This is a genomic window from Marinibium conchae (assembly GCF_015595035.1).
In the GTDB taxonomy this organism is placed as follows: domain Bacteria; phylum Pseudomonadota; class Gammaproteobacteria; order Enterobacterales; family Alteromonadaceae; genus Glaciecola.
Genome location: NZ_JADNRN010000001.1, coordinates 248925 through 273029, shown reverse-complemented (window position 1 = coordinate 273029; position 24105 = coordinate 248925). Strand labels below are relative to the sequence as shown.

General features: G+C 42.9%; 23 protein-coding genes. 13 read left to right on the top strand and 10 right to left on the bottom strand.

The window, feature by feature from the left end; translation table 11 throughout:
* The first annotated feature begins 29 nt into the window (after nucleotides 1-29).
* From gshB to ISG33_RS01120, 4 genes are read left to right on the top strand one after another with little or no spacing between them, the layout of a single operon-like run.
* A complete protein-coding gene (gshB, locus tag ISG33_RS01135) occupies nucleotides 30-977 on the top strand; it encodes a glutathione synthase (RefSeq protein ID WP_195731742.1) in 948 nt (315 codons plus the stop codon).
* Between the two features lie 16 nt (nucleotides 978-993).
* Entirely contained in the window at nucleotides 994-1560 is a 567-nt protein-coding gene (locus ISG33_RS01130; RefSeq protein WP_195731741.1) for a YqgE/AlgH family protein, read from the top strand.
* A gap of 26 nt (nucleotides 1561-1586) precedes the next feature.
* The gene (gene ruvX, locus ISG33_RS01125; protein WP_195731740.1) at nucleotides 1587-2003 is read left to right on the top strand and encodes a Holliday junction resolvase RuvX; all 417 of its coding nucleotides are present in this window, start codon (nucleotides 1587-1589) and stop codon (nucleotides 2001-2003) included.
* Nucleotides 2000-4750 carry an alpha-amylase family glycosyl hydrolase gene (locus ISG33_RS01120; RefSeq protein ID WP_195731739.1) on the top strand — a complete coding sequence of 917 codons (2751 nt, stop codon included), beginning with the start codon at nucleotides 2000-2002 and terminating at the stop codon, nucleotides 4748-4750. Before ruvX ends, ISG33_RS01120 begins: the two co-directional genes overlap by 4 nt.
* 4 nt (nucleotides 4751-4754) lie before the next feature.
* Here ISG33_RS01120 and ISG33_RS01115 read toward each other — a convergent pair whose 3' ends face one another.
* The 3 genes from ISG33_RS01115 to ISG33_RS01105 form a co-directional block, all read right to left on the bottom strand.
* Nucleotides 4755-5078, bottom strand: coding sequence for a putative signal transducing protein (locus ISG33_RS01115; protein ID WP_195731738.1), 324 nt, complete (start codon nucleotides 5076-5078; stop codon nucleotides 4755-4757).
* Between the two features lie 444 nt (nucleotides 5079-5522).
* The gene (locus ISG33_RS01110; protein WP_195732961.1) at nucleotides 5523-6635 is read right to left on the bottom strand and encodes a PilT/PilU family type 4a pilus ATPase; all 1113 of its coding nucleotides are present in this window, start codon (nucleotides 6633-6635) and stop codon (nucleotides 5523-5525) included.
* 22 nt (nucleotides 6636-6657) lie between these two features.
* Nucleotides 6658-7701, bottom strand: coding sequence for a type IV pilus twitching motility protein PilT (locus tag ISG33_RS01105; RefSeq protein ID WP_195731737.1), 1044 nt, complete (start codon nucleotides 7699-7701; stop codon nucleotides 6658-6660).
* Nucleotides 7702-7770: 69 nt separating this feature from the next.
* On the opposite strand from ISG33_RS01105, the gene ISG33_RS01100 reads away from it, so the two are divergent.
* From ISG33_RS01100 to ISG33_RS01085, 4 genes are all read left to right on the top strand, one after another.
* Nucleotides 7771-8460 (top strand): YggS family pyridoxal phosphate-dependent enzyme, encoded by a 690-nt coding sequence (locus ISG33_RS01100; protein WP_195731736.1) that lies wholly within the window; start codon nucleotides 7771-7773, stop codon nucleotides 8458-8460.
* A 53-nt stretch (nucleotides 8461-8513) separates the two neighbouring features.
* Nucleotides 8514-9335, top strand: coding sequence for a pyrroline-5-carboxylate reductase (proC, locus tag ISG33_RS01095; RefSeq protein ID WP_195731735.1), 822 nt, complete (start codon nucleotides 8514-8516; stop codon nucleotides 9333-9335).
* Nucleotides 9336-9396: 61 nt separating this feature from the next.
* Nucleotides 9397-9933: a YggT family protein gene (locus ISG33_RS01090; protein WP_195731734.1), complete on the top strand. Its 537-nt coding sequence runs from the start codon at nucleotides 9397-9399 to the stop codon at nucleotides 9931-9933.
* 19 nt (nucleotides 9934-9952) lie between these two features.
* Nucleotides 9953-10411, top strand: a complete 459-nt coding sequence (locus ISG33_RS01085) for a DUF4426 domain-containing protein (RefSeq protein WP_195731733.1) — start codon at nucleotides 9953-9955, stop codon at nucleotides 10409-10411.
* An 85-nt stretch (nucleotides 10412-10496) separates the two neighbouring features.
* Here the strand turns inward: ISG33_RS01085 and yaaA are convergent, their stop codons facing one another.
* Nucleotides 10497-11279, bottom strand: coding sequence for a peroxide stress protein YaaA (yaaA, locus tag ISG33_RS01080; RefSeq protein WP_195731732.1), 783 nt, complete (start codon nucleotides 11277-11279; stop codon nucleotides 10497-10499).
* Nucleotides 11280-11579: 300 nt separating this feature from the next.
* On the opposite strand from yaaA, the gene tal reads away from it, so the two are divergent.
* The 3 genes from tal to ISG33_RS01065 all read left to right on the top strand — a co-directional run bounded on the left by tal (nucleotide 11580) and on the right by ISG33_RS01065 (nucleotide 14557).
* A complete protein-coding gene (gene tal, locus ISG33_RS01075; protein ID WP_195731731.1) occupies nucleotides 11580-12533 on the top strand; it encodes a transaldolase in 954 nt (317 codons plus the stop codon).
* A 20-nt stretch (nucleotides 12534-12553) separates the two neighbouring features.
* A complete protein-coding gene (gene pgi / locus ISG33_RS01070) occupies nucleotides 12554-14212 on the top strand; it encodes a glucose-6-phosphate isomerase (protein ID WP_195731730.1) in 1659 nt (552 codons plus the stop codon).
* Between the two features lie 171 nt (nucleotides 14213-14383).
* The gene (locus ISG33_RS01065) at nucleotides 14384-14557 is read left to right on the top strand and encodes a DUF3545 family protein (protein WP_195731729.1); all 174 of its coding nucleotides are present in this window, start codon (nucleotides 14384-14386) and stop codon (nucleotides 14555-14557) included.
* 61 nt (nucleotides 14558-14618) lie between these two features.
* Here the strand turns inward: ISG33_RS01065 and ung are convergent, their stop codons facing one another.
* The 5 genes from ung to ISG33_RS01040 all read right to left on the bottom strand — a co-directional run bounded on the left by ung (nucleotide 14619) and on the right by ISG33_RS01040 (nucleotide 21046).
* Complete coding sequence (ung, locus tag ISG33_RS01060) at nucleotides 14619-15278, bottom strand: uracil-DNA glycosylase (RefSeq protein ID WP_195731728.1); 660 nt, start codon at nucleotides 15276-15278, stop codon at nucleotides 14619-14621.
* A 6-nt stretch (nucleotides 15279-15284) separates the two neighbouring features.
* Nucleotides 15285-16568, bottom strand: coding sequence for a threonine synthase (gene thrC / locus ISG33_RS01055; RefSeq protein WP_195731727.1), 1284 nt, complete (start codon nucleotides 16566-16568; stop codon nucleotides 15285-15287).
* An 86-nt stretch (nucleotides 16569-16654) separates the two neighbouring features.
* Nucleotides 16655-17614 carry a homoserine kinase gene (gene thrB / locus ISG33_RS01050; protein ID WP_195731726.1) on the bottom strand — a complete coding sequence of 320 codons (960 nt, stop codon included), beginning with the start codon at nucleotides 17612-17614 and terminating at the stop codon, nucleotides 16655-16657.
* Nucleotides 17614-20079 carry a bifunctional aspartate kinase/homoserine dehydrogenase I gene (gene thrA / locus ISG33_RS01045; RefSeq protein ID WP_195731725.1) on the bottom strand — a complete coding sequence of 822 codons (2466 nt, stop codon included), beginning with the start codon at nucleotides 20077-20079 and terminating at the stop codon, nucleotides 17614-17616. The genes thrB and thrA overlap by 1 nt, the downstream gene beginning before the upstream one ends.
* A gap of 454 nt (nucleotides 20080-20533) precedes the next feature.
* Nucleotides 20534-21046, bottom strand: coding sequence for a DUF2937 family protein (locus ISG33_RS01040; RefSeq protein WP_195731724.1), 513 nt, complete (start codon nucleotides 21044-21046; stop codon nucleotides 20534-20536).
* Between the two features lie 144 nt (nucleotides 21047-21190).
* Between ISG33_RS01040 and aceK the strand changes: the two genes are divergently transcribed.
* Nucleotides 21191-22933, top strand: coding sequence for a bifunctional isocitrate dehydrogenase kinase/phosphatase (aceK, locus tag ISG33_RS01035; protein WP_195731723.1), 1743 nt, complete (start codon nucleotides 21191-21193; stop codon nucleotides 22931-22933).
* Here the strand turns inward: aceK and ISG33_RS01030 are convergent.
* On the bottom strand, nucleotides 22925-23317 hold the full coding sequence (locus ISG33_RS01030) for an MAPEG family protein (RefSeq protein WP_370545286.1): 393 nt from the start codon (nucleotides 23315-23317) through the stop codon (nucleotides 22925-22927). The two genes, aceK and ISG33_RS01030, sit on opposite strands and share 9 nt — an antisense overlap.
* A gap of 100 nt (nucleotides 23318-23417) precedes the next feature.
* Here ISG33_RS01030 and ISG33_RS01025 point away from each other — a divergent pair, with 100 nt between their 5' ends.
* Entirely contained in the window at nucleotides 23418-24104 is a 687-nt protein-coding gene (locus ISG33_RS01025; protein ID WP_195731721.1) for a response regulator transcription factor, read from the top strand.
* Nucleotide 24105: the final 1 nt, after the last annotated feature.

Genomic DNA, 24105 nt, shown 5'->3' with positions numbered 1-24105 from the left:
ATGCACCACATAATAGTTGAGCAAATAATATGACGATAAAACTTGGCATAGTAATGGACCCTATCGAGGCCATTAATATAAAAAAAGACACTAGCTTTGCGATGTTGCTCGAGGCTCAAAAGCGTGGATATGAAATATACTACATGGAAATGGGTGACCTATACATCAACAACGGAGAGCCTCGCGCTACGGCTAAATTGCTCAATGTAAAAGATAACCCTGAATCATGGTTTACTTTTAGTGCAGAAGAAGACATCTGCCTGGGTGATTTACATAGCTTACTGATGCGTAAAGATCCCCCGTTCGATAGTGAGTTTTTATTCTCAACTCAAATGTTTGAATTGGCCGAAGAGCGTGGCTGTGTCGTAGTGAATAAGGCGCAAGCACTTCGCGATTTTAATGAGAAGCTATTTACCTCTTGGTTTCCAGAGTTAATCCCTGACACTCTTGTTACCAGTAATGCCAAGCTTATCCGAGCCTTCCATGAAAAGCACAAAACCATTATCTGCAAACCCTTAGACGGCATGGGTGGCACCTCCATATTCAAGATTAAGGAGGATGGCAATAATCTGGGCGTCGTTATCGAAACACTAACAGCACTGGGCACGCGTTACGCAATGTTCCAGGAGTACATGCCCGAAATATCTGAAGGTGACAAACGTATTTTAATTGTAGACGGTGAAGTTATTCCCTATGCACTAGCGCGCTTACCAGCAAAGAACGAGACACGTGGCAATTTGGCAGCCGGGGGCACAGGAAGGCCGCAAGCCCTGAGTGCTAGTGATTTTGAGGTTGCCAATAAAATTGCGGCAAACATGAGCGAAAAAGGCCTTCTTTTTGTCGGACTAGATGTGATTGGTGATAAAGTAACCGAAATTAATATTACGAGTCCGACCTGCGTAAAAGAGATAGAGGCTGCATATAATATTAATATTTGCGGAAAGCTATTTGACGCAATTGAGAAACGCATAAAATAAGGAACTGTTAGTTGAAATGAAAAGTTTGAGTAGCCTTGAAAACCACTTGTTAATTGCGATGCCGTCAATGGACGACCGCTTTTTTCAGCGCTCTGTTATCTATCTTTGTGAGCACTCTGCAAAGGGTGCGATGGGAATCATCATAAACCAGCCCTCAACCATGACGTTTCGCGAGCTGATTAGTCAAGCCGACGAGCACGCCATTGTTGATGACAATAAAAGTGAACAAATTGTCTTGTGCGGTGGCCCAGTTCATCAAGATAGGGGTTTTATACTGCATCAAACTCAGCAGGGGTGGAGCTCAAGTCTCGCCGTAACACCGAGTTTAATGGTGACTACATCGAAAGACATTCTCACTGTTATTGGTAATGATTTAGGCCCTAAAAAGTCTTTGGTTGCTTTGGGTTATGCAGGCTGGGAAGCGGGTCAGTTAGAAGCCGAAATACAGGATAACACTTGGCTTGTAGTCGAAGCCGACGATGAGCTGCTGTTCGACACTCCGATTCACTCTAAATGGCAAAGCGCGGTCAATAAGCTAGGCGTTGATGTGTGGCAACTCACCCAAGACGCCGGTCATGCTTAGTAAATTGCTTTGCACAATGAGTTTCCATGAACAATAACACTACCATCGCATTCGATTATGGGACAAAAAGTATTGGTGTGGCCATCGGTCAGAGTATTACTGGCACTGCATCGCCATTGCCTGCGTTAAAAGCACAAGATGGCATTCCAAATTGGGCAGATATTGCTACCCTAATTGATGAATGGAAACCGAGCAACTTGCTCGTTGGTTTACCTCTTAATATGGACGGGAGCGAACAAGAAATTACACAACGAGCAAAAAAATTCGCCAAGCGTTTACATGGTCGTTATGGTCTTCCTGTTTTTAGCCACGATGAGCGCCTTAGCACAGTAGATGCCAAAGCGCGCTTATTCGAACTCGGTGGTTTTAAGAAGCTGAGTAAAGACAAAGTCGATAGTGTCTCTGCCTGCCTTATTTATGAAACATGGATTAGTAACTATTGAAATCAATTAACAAACCCTTCCCCGTGATTCTCATTGCTTTATTGGCTTTTGCATTCATTGCCATGACACCTACAGCCTTCGCTGCTGATACTGAAGAAAGAGTAGATTGGGGTGATCAATCCATCTACTTTGTGATGATTGACCGCTTCAATGATGGCGACAAAAGCAACAATGATTTTGGCTTAAATGAGTATAACCCAAGTAAAGAAAGCCATTTTAATGGTGGCGATATAAAAGGTTTAATAGATAAGCTCGACTACATACAGGGAATGGGCTTTACTGCGGTATGGATAACGCCGCCAGTGCTAAATCAGTGGTTTAGCCCTAGCACAAACTATGGTGGCTACCATGGCTATTGGGCGAAAAACTTTAAAGAGCTTGATCCCCATTTTGGCAGCTTGAATGACTATAAAGAACTGGCTGACGAGCTACACAAAAGAGGAATGTTGCTCATTCAAGATATTGTAGCCAACCATACGGGCATATTTTTCTCCTACCCAAATGGTAAATATAACGCTAACAATCCCAAACAACACTTTGAGCTGAATGCAACCTTAGATGCTCAGAAAATCGATACAAATGAACTATCTACATTCTTTTCTCCATATAGCCGTAACGTGCAAGATGGTAACGCGACTGAGTTCTATGACGCGCCTACTCAAGCTCCGTTTAACAAAATAGATTTGTACAACGAAGAACATGCTCAGGCAGCAATTTATCATTGGACGCCAGAGATCCAAAATTACGATCAGCAAGACCAAGAACATCGTTACCAGTTGGGCGGTCTGGCCGACTTGAACACATCCAATGAGATAGTTATCGCAGAGCTAAAAGCAAGCTATCGATATTGGATTGAAGAGGTCGGTGTAGATGCCTTTCGAATCGATACAGTAAAGTATGTTGAGCATGAATTCTGGCATCGCTTTTTACATGATGATGATGGTATTTTTGCTAGCGCCGCGGCAAAAGGCAAGAAGGACTTTTTAGCTTTTGGTGAAGTTTTTCGATTCTCAGAAGCCAAGCAAAACGACGGCGAAATTGCGATTTCACGCTTCTTGGGCAGCGAGCAAAAGCCAGAGCTTAACTCAGTGATCAACTTTCCCTTGTATAAAGATTTGGGACGCGTGTTTGCTCAGGGAGTTGCTACCTCGGAGTTACTTTATCGTATTGAGCAACATATGAGCGTCTTCCCAGACCCAAGGCTAATTCCGACCTTTTTAGATAATCATGATACTCCGCGCTTTTTAGCTGGCGCTAATTCACAAGCACTTCACCAAGCTCTGGTAGTTTTATTCACGCTTCCTGGCATACCGGTTATTTATCAAGGAACAGAACAGCAACTTCGAGAAACTAGACAAAGCATGTTCGCCGGCGGTTATTTGTCTACCCATTCGCACTTCGATGAAACAGCCGACTTTTATCAGCTTATTAAAAACCTGCAAGGCTTACGCAAAAAATACAAAGCTTTGACTCATGGCAGCTTTAAAGCACTCAAAGGCTCAGATAAGGGCACTGGTTTGATGGCCTACAAAATGATTCACGAAGAAAGTGCTTTGATCGTATTGATGAACACATCATCGAAAAGCCTATTTACACCAGCTATCGACTTAGATCTGTCTGCCGGCACTGAACTAGAACCTGTGTATTCTTCGCGTGAGGAACAAGAAATTGAGTATCACCTCGACGTTCAAAGCGAACAAAAAGGTCAAATTCAAGCTTTGCTCGGGCCACGCGCCATAGTCATATTTGAACAAAAGCAAGCTGATGCTGCAAGCCATATAAGAGCGCGTAAACATCCCCAGCTACTCACCCTAAAAGGACTCGATAAATACGACGAGAAAACATTTACAACCAGCAGCTTACTCTCTGGATCAAGTAACTTAGCAGATGGACGTTTTGCACTAATTATCGATAACGATTGGGACAACAGAACATATATAAATACTAATACTCGAGGGGAATGGGAGTTCGAGTTGCCGGTTGAAAACTTAGGGACGGAACGTCATAGTCTCAGTATATTTGATGTAACTCACCGCCGTATTGTTGATACTATTTCCTACACAGCCGTAATGAATAAAGCGGCCATAGTGCAACGCCAAGACGATCCAAAAGGCGATACTCTTGGCCCGAAAATGCGTTACCTTGACCTTCAGCATGCGGCGTCTGGACAACAACGCGATATACGCAAAGTGCTAGCAAGAGCTTCTGGCAACAAGTTGGAACTGAGTCTTTTCATGCATGAGGTCAGCGATAATTGGGCGCCAGCAAATGGCTTTGATAATGTCAGCTTCAGCATTTTTATAAGAGACAATAAAAAGAAAGCTAGCACTTTGAAGCACCGCAAGAGAGCACTTCCTCTTATAAACGCCTCGATGCCTCGCTCCTCGTCAGCGACAGACCAAGCTGAGATGCATGGATGGGATATTGGGCATGTCGCTTTTGGTTGGGGTAACTACATGTTCAGTAGTAAGAACGCCTCACCGACCCGAAGAGGAAATAACCTTGGTACAGCAGCCAACATTACCGTGGATAAATCCGCTGCATCAATCAGCTTCCATTACGCTGGAGATGAATTGGGTATCGATGACTGGGCCAATGTCGATATTTATATTAGCACGTGGGATATTGCTGGTGAGGGGCATTACCGTGATATTGCTGAAGAAGCATCGCTATGGACTTTTGGTGGTGCAGACAAAGACTCACCGAAAATTGCTGACGATATCTTCATATCGCTGCAAGCCAAATGAGCAGCTAGACTCTTACACTCTGGCATTGCCAACAAAGAGCAAACTGATATTCATTTATTTCGCCACAACTGCGACATGCCCAATCATTTTTGTCACCCTGACTAAGCGCTTGTTGCTCCGCCTTGAAGCTTTCAAGGACTTGTGTCGCCTTTATTTGCCATTCCGCGTCATTGAGCCATAGCTCAGGTTCGCAATCCAATGGAGACACCTCTCCCATGGCACCTTGTATAAACTCATTTTTAATGAAGCAAGGCACCCCAGCAGCATCAAGAAGGCTTTTAACTTGATAAACTTGGAATCGGTCAGGGTGATAATAAAAATGCACCATATTGGCTTATCTCCTTCTTACTATGAATAATACAAAGCTTAGCATTTTTTAAATAAATTGCCTGATTCACCGTCCTAGTCATCAAAAGGCACAAGATGCTAAGCCTTGGAGACTGGTCCTCTCTTTCAATCTTATAAAGCGATTAATTCAATTGGTTTTTATCGTTTTAATTACTCAGTCATAGCAACTACATTAATGGTGAAGACAAAAACAACTGAAAAGGAAAAAACCATGACTCGCATTTTATTCGAACTTCAACAGCGCTTGTTGTTAGTTAAAAAGAATCAACAAGTTCAAGTTTGTAATTACAAAGACAATTATTATGGCGACCAGCAATGTTGCAGTGTTGAAAAAATAAGGCTACAAAAAAATCCCGTCTAATAACGGGATTTTTCATCATGTCACCGTACTTTATGAAGGCAAGCTCGATGTTAGAGAGGAAGGTTAACCCATGTCTATCGATACATTGGTCAAACTGCCTAGGCCTGCACCCTCTTCACTATCAAGTTTGAACATCAAACGAAGGTCGTTAGGAGAATCTGCATTGTGCATAGCCTGCTCTTCACTAATGCGATTCTCTTTCACCAAGTCATAAAGTGCCATGTCGAAGGTTTGCATACCTTGCTCTTTTCCTTTCATCATGGCTTCCTTCAAGCTTCCAATCTCATTTCGCTGAATGAGGTCGGCAATTAAAGGCGAATTTAATAATATTTCAATCGCAGCAACGCGGCCTTTACCATCTATAGTCGGCACCAATTGCTGAGCAACAATAGCGCGAATATTTTGGCTCAAATCAAAACGTAGCTTTTCATGAAGATCTTTTGGGGCCAAATGCATGATACGTTCAATCGCTTGGTTAGCATTATTGGCATGCAATGTTGCTACACATAAATGCCCAGTATCAGCAAACGACATTGCGTATTCCATGGTTTCCATTGATCGAATCTCACCAATTAAAATAACATCAGGGGCTTGGCGCAGTGAGCTCTTTAGGGCGTCGTCGAATGTGTGTGTATCTATGCCTACTTCACGTTGCGTTACCACACAGTTATTATGGTTATGCACAAACTCAATTGGATCTTCTATAGTGAGAATATGTCCGTGTGAATTTCTGTTCCTATGGCCTATTAGCGCAGCAAGCGATGTTGACTTACCAGTCCCGGTTCCGCCTACAAATAGTACTAGCCCCTTCTTAGACATAATAATATCTTTGAGCACGCTTGGAAGACCTAAGTCGTCGGCCTCTGGAATGGTTGTGACAATTCGACGAACAACCATGCCCGCTTGGTCTCGCTGCCAAAAGGCTGAACAACGAAAACGACCTATACCATCTACCGCAATAGCGAAGTTACATTCTTTTTCTTCTGCAAACGCAATTTTCTGCTTTTCGTTCATTGCGTCATGAACCAGTTCAAGCGCTTCGCTTTCGGTGAGGTTCATAGCCGTGAGAGGTGTCATTCTGCCATTTATTTTCGCGCTCACTGGCATGCCAACGGTCACAAATAAATCAGAAGCTTCGTGCGCAACCATATCTCGTAAACATTCATGTAAACCCATCATACTTCTACGCTCCTATATTTTACATTCCAACTGATGGCGCTTTATCTACTGACTTAGATGCCGCATCATTTGCAGTGATAACACCCATTGCGACCAATCGTTGTAAACACTGGTCCATAGTCTGCATGCCATGCTGCTGACCGGTTTGAATAACAGAATACATTTGCGGTACTTTATCTTCACGAATGAGATTCCGTATCGCCGGTATGCCTACCATAATTTCATGAGCCGCAACGCGTCCGCCGCCTACTTTCTTCAGAAGAGTTTGTGATACGACAGCGCGCAAAGATTCTGACAGCATAGAGCGAATCATTTGTTTCTCTTCTGCTGGGAATACATCGATAATTCTATCAATAGTTTTTGGTGCTGAGTTTGTGTGCAAAGTACCAAACACAAGATGGCCAGTTTCAGCCGCAGAAATAGCTAATCGAATTGTTTCCAAATCACGAAGCTCACCAACAAGAATTACGTCTGGGTCTTCGCGCAATGCAGAGCGAAGAGCGTTATTAAAGCTGTGAGTGTCACGATGAACTTCACGCTGATTCATTACGCACATTTTATTTTGATGCACGAATTCTATCGGATCTTCAATCGTCAAAATGTGCTCACGTTTGTGAGTGTTAATGTGATCAACCATTGCTGCAAGCGTCGTACTTTTACCAGAGCCTGTGGCCCCTGTCACTAACACGATGCCCGTAGGCTGATTGATAATTTCTTTAAATATTTCGGGCGCTCCGAGTTGGTCGAGGGTCAATATTTCACTTGGTATTGTACGTAACACAGCCGCAGCGCCGCGATTTTGAACGAAAGCATTTACCCTAAATCGAGAGAGATCTTTAATTTCAAAAGAAAAATCGCATTCGAGGTTTTCTTCGTACTCTTTACGTTGCATGTCGTTCATAATACTGAAGATCAAATTATGCACTTGCTTATGGTCGAGCGGATCAACATTTAATCGCCGCATCTCGCCGTCAACACGAATAATAGGCGGTAAACCGGCGGTTAAATGTAAATCTGATGCCTTGTTGCTTACGCTAAAGGCTAAAAGTTCGTTAATATCCACTGTATAACTCCAAAAATAAGTACTGATGCAAACGCATGAAAAATTGCAATTTAGCTTGTGAGAATCAAAATGACTAATCAAATCGCCGACAATATCGACACCGTCAAAGCCCAAATAAAGGCATGCGCGAAGCAGGCTGGCCGTGACGAGAACAATATTGAATTGTTAGCCGTAAGTAAAACTAAACCCGTATCAGATATTGTTCTTGCGTATGAAGCCGGACACCGAAATTTTGGTGAAAACTATGTGCAAGAAGGTGTTGATAAAATAACCGAGTTAAAGCATTTACCTGATATCATTTGGCATTTTATCGGCCCATTACAATCAAACAAGACCCGATTGGTCGCAGAAAACTTTGACTGGATGCATTCCGTCGACCGTTATAAAATTGCAAAGCGCCTGAACGATCAACGACCGGCTTTCGCTGCCCCCCTCAACATATGCGTACAAATAAATATTGATGAGGAAGAAACCAAGACGGGCATATTACCGCAAAACCTGATGCCTATGCTAGCCCAGTTAACGAGCTTATCAAAGCTAAGAGTCCGTGGGCTGATGGCAATCCCTAAATCGACAAAAGTGCCTTCAGAACAAATAGCTAGCTTACGCAAAATGCAAACTCTTTTTGAGGCTGCTAAGCAAAGCTATCCTGAATTTGATACCCTATCCATCGGAATGAGCAATGACCTGGCCTCTGCCATAACATGTGGCTCTACGATGGTGCGTGTAGGAACGGCTATATTTGGTGCTCGAGACTAAGCAAACGCATGTTCATGGCCTAGGGTCTGGTTGAATATCGAATAAGGAGAAGTATGCAAGCACGTAGATTGAGTTTTATTGGAGCAGGAAATATGCCCCGCAGTATCATTAGTGGGCTGGTGAAAGGTGGTTATGATGCTAACTTAATAAGCGCATCCAACCCATCGACGCCAAAACTAGAGGCGCTTTCTCATCACTTTGGTATTAACACCACTCAGTCAAATTATGCGGCATGCGACTTTGCCGACGTAGTAATACTCTCTGTGAAGCCACAGATTATGGCACAAACCTGCGCCGACTTAATCGCACATTGCGACATAAGCGGCAAGTTAATGGTGTCAATTGCAGCGGGAATTACTACTGATCGCCTTATTGAGATGCTTGGTGGCCACACCAACGTAGTGCGCACCATGCCAAACACGCCATCGGCCTTGAGTATGGGAATGACGGGCTTGTATGCGCCAAAAACAGTCAATAATGCGGATAAAGAGTTCGTTGCCTCGGTGATGAAACATGTTGGCGAAATATTATGGGTAGACAGCGATGAGAAAATAAACACTGTCATTGCCGCTGCTGGAAGTAGCCCCGCCTATTTCTTTTTATTTGCTCAAGCAATGCAAGACGAAGTCATTCGGCAAGGACTCAACAAAGATGATGCGCGTCTACTTGTGCAACAAGCCTTATTGGGCAGTGCTCAGATGATTTGTGACAATCCAACGCTTGAATTAAGCGAGCTCCGTGCCCAAGTTACATCAAAGGGGGGAACCACCCACGAGGCAATATCTAGCTTTCAAGAAAGTAACTTGGAAGCTATCGTGAGTAAAGCGATGAGAGCCGCTATTACCAGAGCAACGGAAATGGCTAACGACTTCTGATATCAATAGAAATTGCTAAAACTAACGATTAAATTTCACTAATAACCATACGGAAACAGGCATGCAAGCACTATACAACTTACTGGACTTCTTATTTAACGCATACGCCACTATTGTGTTGGCCCGTGTTTGGTTGCAATTTGCCAGAGCTGATTTTTATAATCCACTAAGCCAATTTGTCGTTAAAGCTACTCAACCGATTGTGGGCCCTGTAAGACGAATGATCCCTTCAATCGGCGCTTTTGATACTGGCACTTTCCTGATCGCCTACTTAGTGATATTTATTAAGCTCGTATTGTTTAGCGTCATGTTTGGTAGTGGCATACCCAACTTATTATCTGTCGCAATTGTGAGTATTTTTGGCCTACTTAAAACAGCTTTCTATCTTTTATTCGTCGTACTTATCGTGCGCATGATTTTAAGTTTCGTAAGTCAGGGCAATCCTATGCAATATGTATTGCACCAACTCACTGAACCTATGCTAGCCCCGATAAGACGCGTGTTACCAGTAATCGGTGGTTTAGACTTTTCACCCTTAGTATTAATCTTAGGTATTCAGTTTTTACTAAGTTTAATGTCGCAATATATCGGAATATAGATATAGAGGATAAAATATTATGTTGAACCTGACATTCAAAACACCCAGTTCAAACACCCCGTTTATCGTTATGCTGATATTAGTGATGTGTTTCAGCAGCACAAAACTCAGTGCCGAACAAAAGAAAACATTAGGCGACTGGGATGTACATTATATTGTATTAAACACCACATTTCTGAGCCCTGAAATTGCTAAAGCCAATAATATCGTACGAAGCAAATACAACGCATTGGTCAATATTTCGGTACTAGACAAGGACTCAAAGATAGCTCAAAACGTTTCGGTAAGCGGAGATGCAAGAAACCTGTTAGGCAACAGCAAACAGCTCAACTTTAAGAAGGTGAGTGACGGCGACGCCATCTATTATCTGGCGGTGATGAATCATGACCATCGTGAAACCTACCGTTTCAACATTGAATTACGCTTGGGAAATGAGGTACAGACCTTGAAGTTTCAAGAAGAGTTGTACGTGAATTGAGTTAACATTCACCGCCCTTTGAGCACTTACATCAACTGTAACCCTAGCTAAATTACAAGCTAGTCATTTCAGTCAGAGCAAAACCTTAGGCATTTTCAGCTCTTTTGAAAACAAAGTCGGTAGCCGTGCTTTCAGCGTCGCAATATTCGTAGGCTCCTAAGTTGAAGGACTTCAAGTCCTCAACCTGCGAAATGCGGTTCTGAATGATGTAACGCGCCATCAAGCCCCTGGCTTTTTTGGCATAAAAGCTGATAATTTTATATTTGCCGTTTTTCTCATCTTTAAATTGTGGGGTAATGATCGTAGCGTTTAAATTCTTCTTTTTCACCGACGAGAAATACTCGTTACTCGCAAGGTTTACCAATACCTTTTTGTCGCTGCCTTCATTATCGAGACTTTGATTGAGTGCATCGGTAATGGAAGTACCCCAAAATTCATAAAGCGACTTCCCGCGGGTATTTTCGAGTTTGGTACCCATTTCTAATCTGTATGCTTGCATCAAATCTAGGGGACGAAGTAAACCATACAAGCCGCTCAAAATGCGAAGGTGTTTTTGAGCAAACGCTAGGTCGTCTTCAGACAGGCTTTGTGCATCAATACCCGTGTAAACATCGCCATTGAAAGCAAAAAGAGCTTGGCGAGCATTCTTTGTTGTAAAAGGCGTTTCAAAACTCGAGAAGCGCTCAGCATTCAATATAGAAAGTTTATCGCTAATTTTCATCAAACTTGCCAGATCACTTGGTGCTAGCGTTTTGCATGTTTCAACAAGCTCCTTCGCATCGTTCAACATGGCTGGTTGCGTGAAGTCACTTACCGGCACTGAAGATTCAAAATCTAGATTTTTCGCTGGAGACACAACCATTAACATATTCTAATTCTACCTTTTTACTTTGACCGTCGTTATTCATCGTATTTCTGCACGCCTGATAGACACACAAAAGCTTTGTTACTCTCACAAAGACATACGCTCTTTTTTGTATTATCGCTCACTGCGTAGTGCTAAGTCGACCAGTAAGTCACAAAATACTCAATTAAGCTAAATGCAAGGAAAAAACCTTATTTTCATAATATAAAAACAATGATTCAACCCTAGCCAGAAACCCACACAAACGGTACTCTATGTAACAATTAACTTACTCTCGTAATTATCACATTTAAGGCTCAAAAAATGACATCACAACTTGAATCATTGCGCGCGCTAACCACAGTAGTTGCAGATACAGGCGATATCGACGCGATAAAAAAGTACCAACCTGTTGACGCAACAACAAACCCTTCTCTGTTGTTGAAAGCAGCATCGCTTCCACAATATAAAACACTCATTGAAGATGCCGTTAAATGGGCAGTTGAGCAATCAAGTGATGCTGAGCAACAAATCATTGACGCTGGCGATAAACTTGCTGTAGCAATCGGAAAAGAAATTGTTGATGTTATTCCGGGTCGCATATCAACTGAAGTAGATGCTCGTTTGAGTTTTGATACCGCTGCCACAGTGCAAAAAGCGCATAAACTAATAAAACTATATAAAGAAGCGGGGATTGATAAATCTCGCATCCTGATCAAAATTGCATCAACTTGGGAAGGCATTAAAGCCGCTGAGATACTTGAAAAAGAAGGCATTAACTGCAACCTAACCTTACTTTTTGGTTTTGCTCAAGCGCGTGCCTGTGCAGAAGCGGGTGTGTTTTTAATATCTCCCTTTGTTGGTCGTATCCTAGACTGGTACAAAGCGAGTACAGGTAAAGCGTCTTACCCAGGGAATGAAGACCCGGGTGTCATTTCTGTTACCGAAATTTACAATTTTTATAAAGCACATGGTTACAAAACGGTAGTAATGGGAGCTAGCTTCCGAAATATCGACGAAATTCTATGCTTGGCTGGCTGCGATAGACTCACTATCAGCCCTTCGCTATTAGAGGAATTGTCAAACACTGAAGGAAAGGTTAAGCCTTATCTTGTCGATAACGGTAAAGCTAAGAACGCTGGCGAGCCCATTTCAGAAAGCAAGTTTAGATGGCACATGAACGAAAACGCGATGGCAACAGAGAAACTTGCCGAGGGTATTCGCAATTTCGCTGCCGACCAAGTTAAGCTCGAGAGCTTATTAAGAGATATGCTTTAAACTACACACGGAGATTTACCATGGAACGTATTCGTCATTCTGATGCGTGGAGCAAATTAGAAGCGCTTGCAGCAAAAACCAAAAGACAGCATATGAGAGACTGGTTTGAAAACGATCCCTCGCGTGCTGATAGATACAGCGCTGATGCCTGTGGTATTTCTCTCGACTATAGCAAAAACCTCGTCACCGACGACGTATTAGAGCAGTTAAAAGCACTCGCTGAACAACGTAAAGTCAATGCTAAAATTGAAGCGATGTTTAGAGGAGATGTAATTAATACCACTGAGAAACGCGCTGTACTGCACACTGCCTTGAGAAATTTTTCAGGAAAGCCAGTGATGGTTGACGGCGAAGACGTCATGCCAAGCGTTCTCGCCACGCTAGACAAAGTCGAAGCATTTACTAAGAGTGTGCTTTCAGGAGCACACAAAGGCTGCACAGGAAAAGCAATCAAAAAGGTGGTTAGTATAGGCATTGGTGGTTCGTTTCTTGGGCCAAAAATTGTCAGCGAAGCCCTTAAGCCTTATCGCAACAATATAGTAGATGTGCGTTTTGTCGCGAATGTCGACGCTTGTCATATACAAGATGTTCTAGCCGAGTGTTGCTTTGAAGAAACCTTGTTTGTCATGTCATCGAAGTCTTTCGGCACTCAAGAAACACTACAAAATACCTTAACGGCTAAAGCTTGGTTTTTACAGCAAAAATCCGAGCAACATAGCACTACAATCGATGATATCGCTAAGCATTTTGTAGCGGTCTCGTCGAATGTGAAAGCAGCAACCGACTTTGGTATGGCTGCCGAAAATGTATTCCCGATGGCCGATTGGGTAGGTGGTCGTTATTCTCTGTGGTCAGCAATAGGTTTACCCATTTCACTTGCTATTGGCTTTGATAACTTTAAAGAAATATTGCGCGGCGCTTTCGACATGGACGAACATGTGCAAACTGCGCCATTTGAAGAAAACCTCCCCCTTATTTTGGCTATGTTAGGTATATGGTACAGGAACTTCATGGGCGCACAGTCACATGTTTTACTGCCGTATTATCACTATTTGCGTGGCTTACCTGCCTACGTTCAGCAACTCGATATGGAAAGCAACGGCAAATCGACCACCTTGAATGGGCAAGCAGTTGATTACGGCACAGGCCCTGTAATTTGGGGAAGTGAGGGAACAAACGGACAGCATAGTTTTCACCAATTGATACATCAAAGTAACTTGCCTATCCCAGCCGATTTCATGTTCCCATTGCGAGTTCCAAATCAAAATGACACGCATCACGCCATGCTGGCCTCCAATTGTTTCGGGCAAACACAGGCCATGATGCAAGGAAAAACATTTGAAGAGTGTTTTAAAGACTTAGAAGGCAAAGGGCTATCAGAGTCAGAACGAAGCGAGCTTGCAGCGCACAAAACTATGCCTGGAAACAAACCGAGCAATACACTCATTTTTGAACAGCTCGACCCTAAAACCCTAGGTGCACTAATTGCTATGTATGAGCACAAGGTGCTCATACAAGGTGCTATCTGGGACTTAAACTCCTTTGACCAATGGGGCGTAGAGTTAGGAAAAGTATTAGGCAATGATGTGCTTGACGTTATTCTTGATAAAAATGATAACAGTAAGCTTGACGCATCGACGGCTAATCTCGTCGCCAAATTTGCTAAATCCCGTGCATAGATCAACTCAATTTCTATTGGCCTTGTTAAGATTGTTAAATAAAAGTTAATAAAATATTAACTATTAGCTTTTGTTTTTCTACTGCTTATGTTACAAAAGATAGCGTAAGCAGTAGGCAGTTCTTTTTGTTCTACTGTTTGTGTAGCAAGCGGTTTCGACAAGGAGATACCCGTGGAAAGATCAGACATACTATCTATCATCGATAACGAATCAAGCCCAGTAAAAACTAAAAGCAAAAAACGCAAGTGGCGAGAAATTGAAGCAATACATGAACAGTATCGCTTGCAGAGAGAACTCTCTGATATGGATGTTAACTTAGAATACGAACTCGACGAAATGCGATAAAATATACAAAAATGCCACCCTTTTGGGTGGCATTTTTTGTTGTCATACTTTTGTTGTCATACTAGAGCTGCCAATCTATGCGCTGCTTATTCACTGAGCGCAGATATTCGTTGGTTCGACTAAAGTGCTTACATCCAAAAAAACCTCTGTGCGCGGAGAGAGGTGATGGGTGCACGCCCTTTAGAATAAAGTGTTTATCCGCATTTATGAGCTTTTCTTTTTTCTGTGCTGGCCCACCCCACAAAATAAACACCAAATCACTAAACTGCTCACTGAGTGCGTAAATAATATCGTCGGTAAATTTATGCCAACCGATATTTTTGTGCGAATGAGCTTGGCCTTGCTCAACAGTAAGTACACTATTGAGCAACAATACCCCTTGCTCAGCCCAATTCGTAAGATCCCCGTGCTCTGGTACACTGAAGCTCGGGATGTCACTCGCTAGCTCTTTATAAATGTTGCGAAGAGATGGTGGTATCTTATTTCCTTTGCGAACTGAAAAGCTCAGGCCATGTGCCTGATTGGGGCCGTGATAGGGATCTTGCCCTAACACGACTACCTTAGTATTTTCAGGAGTGCTAAGCTCAAAGGCTGCAAAAATGTCTTCTTGAGGTGGATAGATGACTTTTCCCGCACGGCGCTCGGCTTCAACAAAGGCCATTGCTTCCAAGAAATAGGCTTTTTGTGTTAACTCACCTAATAGTGACGACCAAGCTTCCATGTCTATCTACGTTAAAATTGAAAACAGGTGCTTTTTAAGTGCTTCATAGCTGTTATCAACATCAACTGAGAAATCAGCTTTACCGACACAGTCAGCTAACGGCTGCGGTAAGCTAATAGGCTGACCTAATACATTTTCCACTGTTTCTCTAAACTTCGCTGGATGTGCTGTACCCAGGAAAATCCCCACTTCGTCATCTTGCAATGAGCGAGAGAGTGACCGATAGCCAATCGCTGCATGTGGCTCAGAGACATAGCCTAAAGCTGATAACTGGCGCATAGCAACTTGCGTATACTCTTCGTCAATTCCCTCGCCCACTATCGCGCTCTTATCGATATAACCTTGTTCAATAAGCGCTTCAATACGTGGCCAGTTGTTAGGTTGACTCACATCCATCGCGTTCGAGATGGTTGCTACGGTAGGCTTTGGTTCCCATTCGCCTGTTTGTAAATAACGAGGCACGGTATCATTAGAATTTGTTGCTGCAATAAAACGTTTTATTAGTAAACCTAGTGCTTTGGCGATAACGCCTGCAGTAAGGTTGCCAAAGTTTCCACTGGGTACTGAAAACACAGCCTTCGCTTGCTGTTCTTTTGGAAGCTGTGCTATTGCTTCGAAGTAATAGCATACTTGGGCAAGCAATCTGCTGATATTGATAGAATTCGCTGAGTTTAAGTGCAACCCATCCCGCACATCAGGATCATCAAAAGCCGCTTTCACCAAATGCTGGCAGTCGTCAAAGTCACTTTCTATTGCCACAGTATGTATATTCCCACCCAAAGTCGTGAACAGCTTCTCTTGCAATTGGCTGATTTTGCCCTTGGGATATAGAATAACCACCTGAATATTATTAATACCGTGAAAAGCATGCGCAACTGCGGCTCCCGTATCACCGGAAGTAGCCGTTAGGATAGTAATTGGCTTACCTTCACTAATATTAGCCAAACACTGCGCCATAAAGCGCCCACCGAAATCCTTGAATGCCAAGGTTGGGCCGTGGAATAACTCTAAACAATGAATATTATCAGTGACTTTTGCTAAGGGTGCTGGAAACTGAAATGCCGTTGACACGATGGTCTCGATGAGCTCTGGCGCTAACTCGTCACCAATAAGATGCTGTAGAATTCTTGTGCTTCTCTCAACTAAGGGCAAGGCCAATATTTCATCGATGTTATCAAAAGGTTTTATGCTTTGTGGAAAGTATAAACCTTGATGTTTGCCAAGACCTTTTTTTACCGCTTCCGAGAAACTTACTTTGTCAGAGGCATCTTTTAAATTTACTAAGTTCACTTTTTAACCCTGTCTGGTAGCAAAATCGCTACTCGTTATTACATGTATTGTATTAAGGCTAGCAAAACACTTGCCAAATAAATTACTTACCTTGTTTGAGTGTGCGTGCCTTCATAGCTTAGCTTGCACACGTGACTAAAACCGTCTTCATTCTGAATATAATTTGCATCTAGCCAAGCCTGCGTTGCTCTAGCATCCTCTAGGGAGCGTGAGACAGCAAACACCGTCGGCCCTGACCCAGAAATACCAAAAGCAAGCGCGTTGTTAGCAAATGCCGCCGAGCGAGCATCATCAAAGCGCGGTAATAGCGCTTTTCTATGGCGTTCTGCAATCACGTCTGTCATCATTTTGGCCGCTAATTCTTCATCACCTGCATACAAACTATGAACAAATACGCCCAGTTGACGCCCAAAACTTAGCGTATCGGCTAAGTTGTATTCTGATGGCAGTAAACGCCGTGCCTCGGCAGTCGATACTGAGATACCGGAATAACAAACAACCCAATACCAAGAATCAAAACACGGGAGCTTTGCCGCTAAAGGTGAGCTTTCACCTGTCATTAAAACGAGCCCACCAAGATAGCTTGGCGCAACATTATCATAATGAACACTGCCACTAATTTGCCCCTCAAGTTCGCCCATCATTTCGAGCAAAGTGTCTTTATCAAAGGGGGCGTGCGCATGCTCATTCAAGGCATAAAATGCCGCCACTATGGAGGCTGCACTTGAGCCAAGACCACTTCCTATCGGCAATGCTTTGTGTAAGTGGAGCGCTACGTTTAATTTTGCTAAGCCCGCGTTAACTAACTTTTCTTGAAAGTAGTGATAGCATTTAGTCACAATATTATTTTCGCTACCCGCAGGCAATTTATGCGCAAAGCGGCCATCGACTGTCAGATCGAAATTATCTGCGTCCGTCACTTCAACCCAATCGCCCAAAAATTCACCCTCTACTGGCGCAAGTGCAGCACCAAGTAAATCAAAGCCCAAACTCACATTACCAATTGACGCTGGCGCGAATGCTTTTGTTTTTCTCGGTGTTGTCATTAGGCGAAATCCTGTGTCCACGGCATTGTACGAAGTACATCAGCAAACACACCAGCCGCGGTTACCGTTGCTCCCGCGCCATAGCCTCGAATAACAAAAGGAATTGGCTGGTAATATTTACTGTGAATAGCTAATGCATTCTCACCATCTTTAACGGCAGCTAAAGGATGAGAAAGTGCGACTTCCTGGATCGCAACCTTGCACTTATCGTCTTTAATAGAACCTACGTAGCGCAATACTTTACCTGCTTTTTTTGCTGCTGCAACACGCTCTGCTATCGCGTCATCTAGGCTAGGCAGCCTATTTAAGAAGGCGTCGACACTCCCTTGCGCATCGAAACTATCGGGTAACACCGACTCAATTTGTATATCACTCAATTCAATCTCAAGCCCAGACTCTCTTGCCATTATCAATAGTTTGCGAGCAACATCCATGCCCGAGAGGTCATCACGTGGATCAGGCTCGGTGAATCCGTTGTCTTTAGCCGTTATAGTGGCATCAGATAAACTCATACCTTCATCTAGCTTTCCAAACACATAGGAAAGAGAACCCGACAGAATCCCTTCAAAGCTTTCTAATTCATCACCGGAAGCAAACAGTTTCTGAAGGTTGTCAATAACCGGTAATCCGGCACCAACAGTAGTCTCATAAAGATATTGGCGATTAGTTTGTTGAGCCGTTCGGCGCAGAGCATGATATCTGGCAATGCTACCAGTATTCGCTTTCTTATTAGGAGTGACAACATGACAACCTGAGGTCATCATTTCAATGTATAAATCAGCAATATTTTCGTTGCTAGTGCAATCAACAATAACTGGGTTTACCAGGCTATTGTCGTTCGCAAACTGGTGAACTCGAGCAACTGAGAAGCATTCTTCAGCATCATTTAACGACGCCGACCAGTCTTCATTAAGATTAACTCCATTGGCATCAAGCAGCAATTTTTTGCTATTCGCAATACCGTATACTTCCAGCTTGATATCACGCTTCAACAATTTTGGCTGTTGCAGCGCTATTTGACGAAGTAATTCTGAGCCCACGCCACCGCAACCAATCAAGAACACATCTATAGTATGCTTCTTGGTAAAGAAATTTTGATGGATAACCTTGACTGCTTTTTTCGCTTTTGCGTTTTCAATCACGGTGCTGATCGAACGCTCAGAAGAGCCCTGAGCGATAGCAACGTTATTGACTCTAGCTTGCGCAAGTGCGCTGAAGAATTTCGCCGCCATTCCTTTCGACTGTCGCATACCATCGCCCACTAAGGTCACAATGGCTAACTCTCGGCGCACTTCAATTGGTTCTAACAACTGATTGTTCAACTCAAGTGCAAAGCTTTCTTCAAGTAAATCGAGCGCTCGGTCGGCATCTTTTTGTTGAATACAGAAACTGATGCTGTATTCAGACGAGCTTTGGGTGATCAAGCTAATTGAAATATTAGCAGTAGAAATCACATCAAAAACACGACTCGCCATACCTACCATGCCCTTCATGCCTGGCCCAGCGATATTGAACATAACTACATCTTCTAGGTGAGATATGCCCTTTACACTGGTCCATTTTTCACTTGCTTCATGGCTAATAAGTGTGCCAGGCGCAGCTGGGTTCAAAGTATTTCGAATCAAGCAGGGAATACTGTATTGCGCAATAGGACCTATGGTTTTTGGATGCAGAACTTTAGCGCCAAAGTAAGAGAGCTCCATGGCCTCTTGATAAGTGAGTTTGTCTAGTAGAACAGCACCGTCGACCTGATTAGGATCAGCGTTGTAAACACCGTCTACGTCGGTCCAAATTTCACAGCACGATGCACCGATACAAGCGGCCAATATAGCAGCAGAGTAGTCAGAACCATTGCGGCCTAAGGTTACCTTCTCTCCTTCCTCATTAACAGCAACAAATCCAGGCATGATAAGTAGTTTTTTACCAGATGAATCAACATCGCTGAAACGCGCCTTACTTGCGCTAAGGTCGGCTATGCTGTCGAGATAGTCTCCATGAGCGATAATATGCTCAACAGGGTCGACAATCTCATTTGCAATGCCTTTAGCAGAAAGGATTTCACTGAAAATACGCACACTCACATATTCGCCTAAACTCAGAATGGTGGCGGTAACTTGTTCAGGACAGGTTTTGAGTAACTTGATACCTTTAAGCTGAGCTTCTAACACTCCTAGTTTAGCTTTTATAAAATCGCTTAGTGGTTGATAAGCAAAGTTGCTCAGCGTTTTATTCAATTCGTCGGCAATGCCGTGTAAAGTCATATTTAGCTTAGCCAAAAGCTCGCCGTAATCAGCCCCAGACTCAGCTTGTTCGCAAAGTAGCGACAAAGCGTTAGTGACGCCTTTTGGCGCTGACAACACAACAGCAGCGCCTTCTGTTTGGTGTGTAGCGGTGCTAATTTCTAGCACACGCATATATCTTGTTGCATCTGCTAGACTTGACCCACCAAACTTTAAAACCTTCATTTGTCGCTCCTGTACTCTTAATATCTAAAATTATCTTACTTTTCGCGCTATTTTGTACTTTTGCGCGCGAGTTATCCTTGTTTGCTTGAATCACTAGCGCCACAAAGCACATACAAAAAAGCCCGCTTAGTGCGGGCTTTCGTTAACTTTTAAACTTGCGCAAGCTAACGACCGCCCCTCAAAAGGATGGTAATCATCATACCGATCATCGTGATGGAATTATCACGGATTATCATTGGTACACTGTCGTTAGTATTTGTTTTTGTTTTCATGCCTTCAATTTGCCGTATAGACGTCTATATGTCAATAAAGAAATGTGTTTATGGGTGATATAAATCGATTTTTAGCATCACTTATTATATCAGCGAGTAAATTGCTGATGACATGAGTTCGCTAGGCGCAAAATACTCATTAAGTCACGATTGACTGAGTCGTGTTGGTTACTTGTTGCGAATTAGCGCTTGGCATGTTGTTTGCGCGCCTTTCTCTTTTTAACGATAACCCGAGCAGGCGCACTAAACAGGAGATTTAACAAGAGGCCAAAGACGACACCAAATACAATCCCCTCAGTGCTAATTGGCAACCCAAAGCTAAACTGTTTTAAGGTAGGACCCACAAACTCTCGCCCATTCGCCGACGCGATATATGCTAGCTTTTGCAAAAGATTACCTTTTTCGAAAATGCTTAAACCATTTTCTATCGCATTAAAACGGGCAATAGTCTGTTGTTTTTGCAAGGCATCGTCACGCACACTGTCTACCTCATTGTTAAGGTGATGTGCAATCATTGCCTCGATGGAAGCATAATTGTATTTGTTTGCCACCTGTTGATAGCCATCTATTTGCCATTGGTTCGAAGACTGCACTCCTGCAATGAACTGATAATATTGGTCAGTAAATTGTGGGACTTGCAAGGCAAACAACAGGGTTAGCCCAAAAAATAGTTTGTCCAGAGTACTTAAAATCAAATTAGGGCTTCCTCATGGCAGTTGCTACAGCGCTATCATCCGTAAGTATCACAACTATAGTTTTCTTTTATGCGACAACGCTAGGTTTACGGTTATTATACTCATATAGACAATAAGCGACATGGCTTGTTCAAAAGGAATCAGATGAACTCAAAACCAGATAAATACAAGCGTGATGAGAAAGAGCAAGCCCAGCACTTTGCTTATCAAGTGATTGTTGGTTTTGACAAGTCATATAGGTGGTTTAGTAAAATAAGCGCACAAGCCAAATCTCGCTTTGAAAATGCACAATGGGCAGCGTCACAAGCGGCAGTAAAAGAACGAATTGCGATCTATGAGCAAAGTATTAGCAATATTGTTATTGATCTCTATGAACAGGTCCACCCGCGCCAACAAGAAATGAGTTTTTGGCGAGAGTCTAAGGCACATTATGCAAAATTGCTTAACAACCACCCGCAATTTGAATTAGCTGAAACTTTTTACAACTCAGTTATTGGACGGATATTTAAACACTGTAAAATTGACGACGAGATCATGTTTGTTTTACCTAGCCGCTGCTATTTGCCGGGCCCAGATCGCAAGAAGGTGATTTATAGCTTCGATACCACCGGCACCGTTCGCGATATGTACAAACAGATATTTGCAACCTTCCGTTTTAATATCGCATTCGACAACCATGAACTTGATCTAGACAATCTTGATAAGGCTTTGCGAGAACGTTTAAGCCCTGAAGCGTTAGCGAGTGTTCACACCGTAGAAATACTTCGCCCCGTTTTCTATCGTGGAAAGGCTGCATATTTGGTGGGTCGTATTTGCATGCCTGATGAAACCCTACCTTTTGTGATTGCTTTACAAAGCTCTGAAGATAACAAGTTAATGGTTGACGCCTTGCTTACCGAACGCCGTCACTTAAGTGTTATTTTTAGCTTTGCTCGTTCTTACTTCATGGCCGACACGCAATATCCAGCTGAAGTTGTCGCTTTTCTTCAAGAACTCCTACCGCATAAAAAGCACTTTGAATTATATATGGCATTGGGCTTTTACAAACATGGAAAAACAGTATTTTATCGCAATTATTTGCAACACCTTGAGAATTCCGAAGACCAGTTAGCACTCGCCCCTGGGATTAAGGGACTAGTCATGACAGTATTTCATCTTCCTAGCTATGGCGTCGTATTTAAGGTGATAAAGGATGAGTTTGCTGAAAGTAAAAAAATCACTCGTGAGCATGTGAAAGACCGTTATCGCTTGGTAAAAACAACCGACCGCGTGGGTCGCATGGCCGACACCCACGAATACGTCAACTTTCGTTTTCCGAAGCAGCGAATCAATAATGAGCTCTTACACTATTTACAAGAAACCTGTGCCAGCAGTTTAACCATAACTGAGCATGAAGTGATCATTTCTCATCTTTACATTGAACGGAAAATGACACCGCTGAACCTATATTTGCAACAAGAACAAGACAAATCAAAAATCCGCGCAGTCATTGACGACTTAGGAATATGTATTAAACAGATCGCGGCAGCAAATGTGTTTCCAGGAGACATGTTGCATAAAAACTTTGGTGTGACCAAAACCGGGAGGGTTATTTTTTATGATTACGATGAAATATGTTACATGTCGCAGCGTCAGTTTAGAGCTATCCCCAAAAGCGACGACCCATACGCAATCGATACTCTATCAGTAGGCCCAACAGATGTGTTCCCGGAGCAATTCGAGCATTTCATTATTGGCAAGAAGGAGTTTAAAGATATTCTGAAAGAACTACATGGCGACATCATGACTCCAGAATACTGGCAAGAAACGCAAGCCATAACAAGTAAGGGCGATATTCCGAACTTCAGCCCCTACCCTGCCAGTAAACGCTTCCGACGATTAAGCTAATAAAAAGTAGTAGTGAGCAACCACGCTTGCCATGCCTAGCAGCCATACAGAACTTCTTAAAATATGCCAATTAGCCCAATAGCAAACAAGATAGAGTAGACGGCTTACTACAAAGGCGATGCAGAGGTAGGCTGTCGTATGGTCGATGGCGTTTAAAGTAAATACCAATAATATGGTTGGAGCAAAGTAGCTCGTTGCCTCAAAACAGTTCTGATGAGCAGCTTGAGCGCGAGCACCAAATCCCTCTAATGATTGCTGCTGTAAACGTGGCAAACGATTATCATAGCCACCAGAACGATTCATCATAATGGCCAGAGGTACTTTCGCCAACATAGGCATAAACACCACAATAATTAAACATATAACAACAATGGTCACTAACATACTCCTAAAGGTTACTTTTTTAAGCTTAACAGTCTATATTTTGTTTACATGTGTATAAAACACAACTTACTTGCTTTACTAACACCATAAACGGTAAAAAATGAAAATATTGATAGTAGAAGACGATACCACGGTTGCTAATTACATTCATAAAGGTTTTCAAGACTCTGGCCACAGTGCAGACGTAGCAAACGACGGAAAACAGGGCCTAGATTTAGCGTCATCGAAAAACTACGATGTCATCGTGCTTGACCGTATGCTGCCATTTGTTGACGGCATTACACTGCTAAATACCATACGCGCCAACGGTGACCAAACACCTGCGGTTATTCTCAGTGCTAAAAATAAGGTAGAAGATCGTGTAAAAGGCCTGCGCTCCGGTGCCGACGACTACATGACAAAACCTTTTGCTTTCGAAGAACTACTTGCGCGAGTTGAGGTGGTAGCGTCAAGGCAGTCTGCGTCAAAGACTGCACTGACCTCAATAGAGTTAGGTGATTTAAAGCTCGACTTAATTAATCGCCAAGTAAGTCGTGGCGGACAACTCATTGATTTACAGTCAAAAGAATTCAAGCTATTGGAGTACCTATTGAAAAATAAAGGCAAAATCGTGACTCGAACCATGCTCTTAGAGAAGGTTTGGGAGTACAATTTTGACCCTCAAACAAACGTGATTGATGTGCACATAAGCCGTTTACGGAATAAAATAGATAAGGGCTTTGATTATCCTATTATTGAAACTATTCGGGGCTCAGGCTACTTAGTTACCGACCCAAACCAAGCATAGG

What these genes read in the sequence shown, in the direction of transcription:
- proC (WP_195731735.1), top strand. Translation starts at nt 8,514, where the DNA reads ATGCAAGCACGTAGATTGAGTTTTATTGGAGCAGGAAATATGCCCCGC.
- ISG33_RS01130 (WP_195731741.1), top strand. Translation starts at nt 994, where the DNA reads ATGAAAAGTTTGAGTAGCCTTGAAAACCACTTGTTAATTGCGATGCCG.
- thrA (WP_195731725.1), bottom strand. Translation starts at nt 20,079, where the DNA reads ATGAAGGTTTTAAAGTTTGGTGGGTCAAGTCTAGCAGATGCAACAAGA.
- ISG33_RS01090 (WP_195731734.1), top strand. Translation starts at nt 9,397, where the DNA reads ATGCAAGCACTATACAACTTACTGGACTTCTTATTTAACGCATACGCC.
- ruvX (WP_195731740.1), top strand. Translation starts at nt 1,587, where the DNA reads ATGAACAATAACACTACCATCGCATTCGATTATGGGACAAAAAGTATT.
- ISG33_RS01115 (WP_195731738.1), bottom strand. Translation starts at nt 5,078, where the DNA reads ATGGTGCATTTTTATTATCACCCTGACCGATTCCAAGTTTATCAAGTT.
- tal (WP_195731731.1), top strand. Translation starts at nt 11,580, where the DNA reads ATGACATCACAACTTGAATCATTGCGCGCGCTAACCACAGTAGTTGCA.
- ISG33_RS01085 (WP_195731733.1), top strand. Translation starts at nt 9,953, where the DNA reads ATGTTGAACCTGACATTCAAAACACCCAGTTCAAACACCCCGTTTATC.
- ISG33_RS01100 (WP_195731736.1), top strand. Translation starts at nt 7,771, where the DNA reads ATGACTAATCAAATCGCCGACAATATCGACACCGTCAAAGCCCAAATA.
- ISG33_RS01030 (WP_370545286.1), bottom strand. Translation starts at nt 23,317, where the DNA reads ATGTTAGTGACCATTGTTGTTATATGTTTAATTATTGTGGTGTTTATG.
- ung (WP_195731728.1), bottom strand. Translation starts at nt 15,278, where the DNA reads ATGGAAGCTTGGTCGTCACTATTAGGTGAGTTAACACAAAAAGCCTAT.
- aceK (WP_195731723.1), top strand. Translation starts at nt 21,191, where the DNA reads ATGAACTCAAAACCAGATAAATACAAGCGTGATGAGAAAGAGCAAGCC.
- ISG33_RS01110 (WP_195732961.1), bottom strand. Translation starts at nt 6,635, where the DNA reads ATGGGTTTACATGAATGTTTACGAGATATGGTTGCGCACGAAGCTTCT.
- yaaA (WP_195731732.1), bottom strand. Translation starts at nt 11,279, where the DNA reads ATGTTAATGGTTGTGTCTCCAGCGAAAAATCTAGATTTTGAATCTTCA.
- ISG33_RS01025 (WP_195731721.1), top strand. Translation starts at nt 23,418, where the DNA reads ATGAAAATATTGATAGTAGAAGACGATACCACGGTTGCTAATTACATT.
- gshB (WP_195731742.1), top strand. Translation starts at nt 30, where the DNA reads ATGACGATAAAACTTGGCATAGTAATGGACCCTATCGAGGCCATTAAT.
- thrB (WP_195731726.1), bottom strand. Translation starts at nt 17,614, where the DNA reads ATGACAACACCGAGAAAAACAAAAGCATTCGCGCCAGCGTCAATTGGT.
- pgi (WP_195731730.1), top strand. Translation starts at nt 12,554, where the DNA reads ATGGAACGTATTCGTCATTCTGATGCGTGGAGCAAATTAGAAGCGCTT.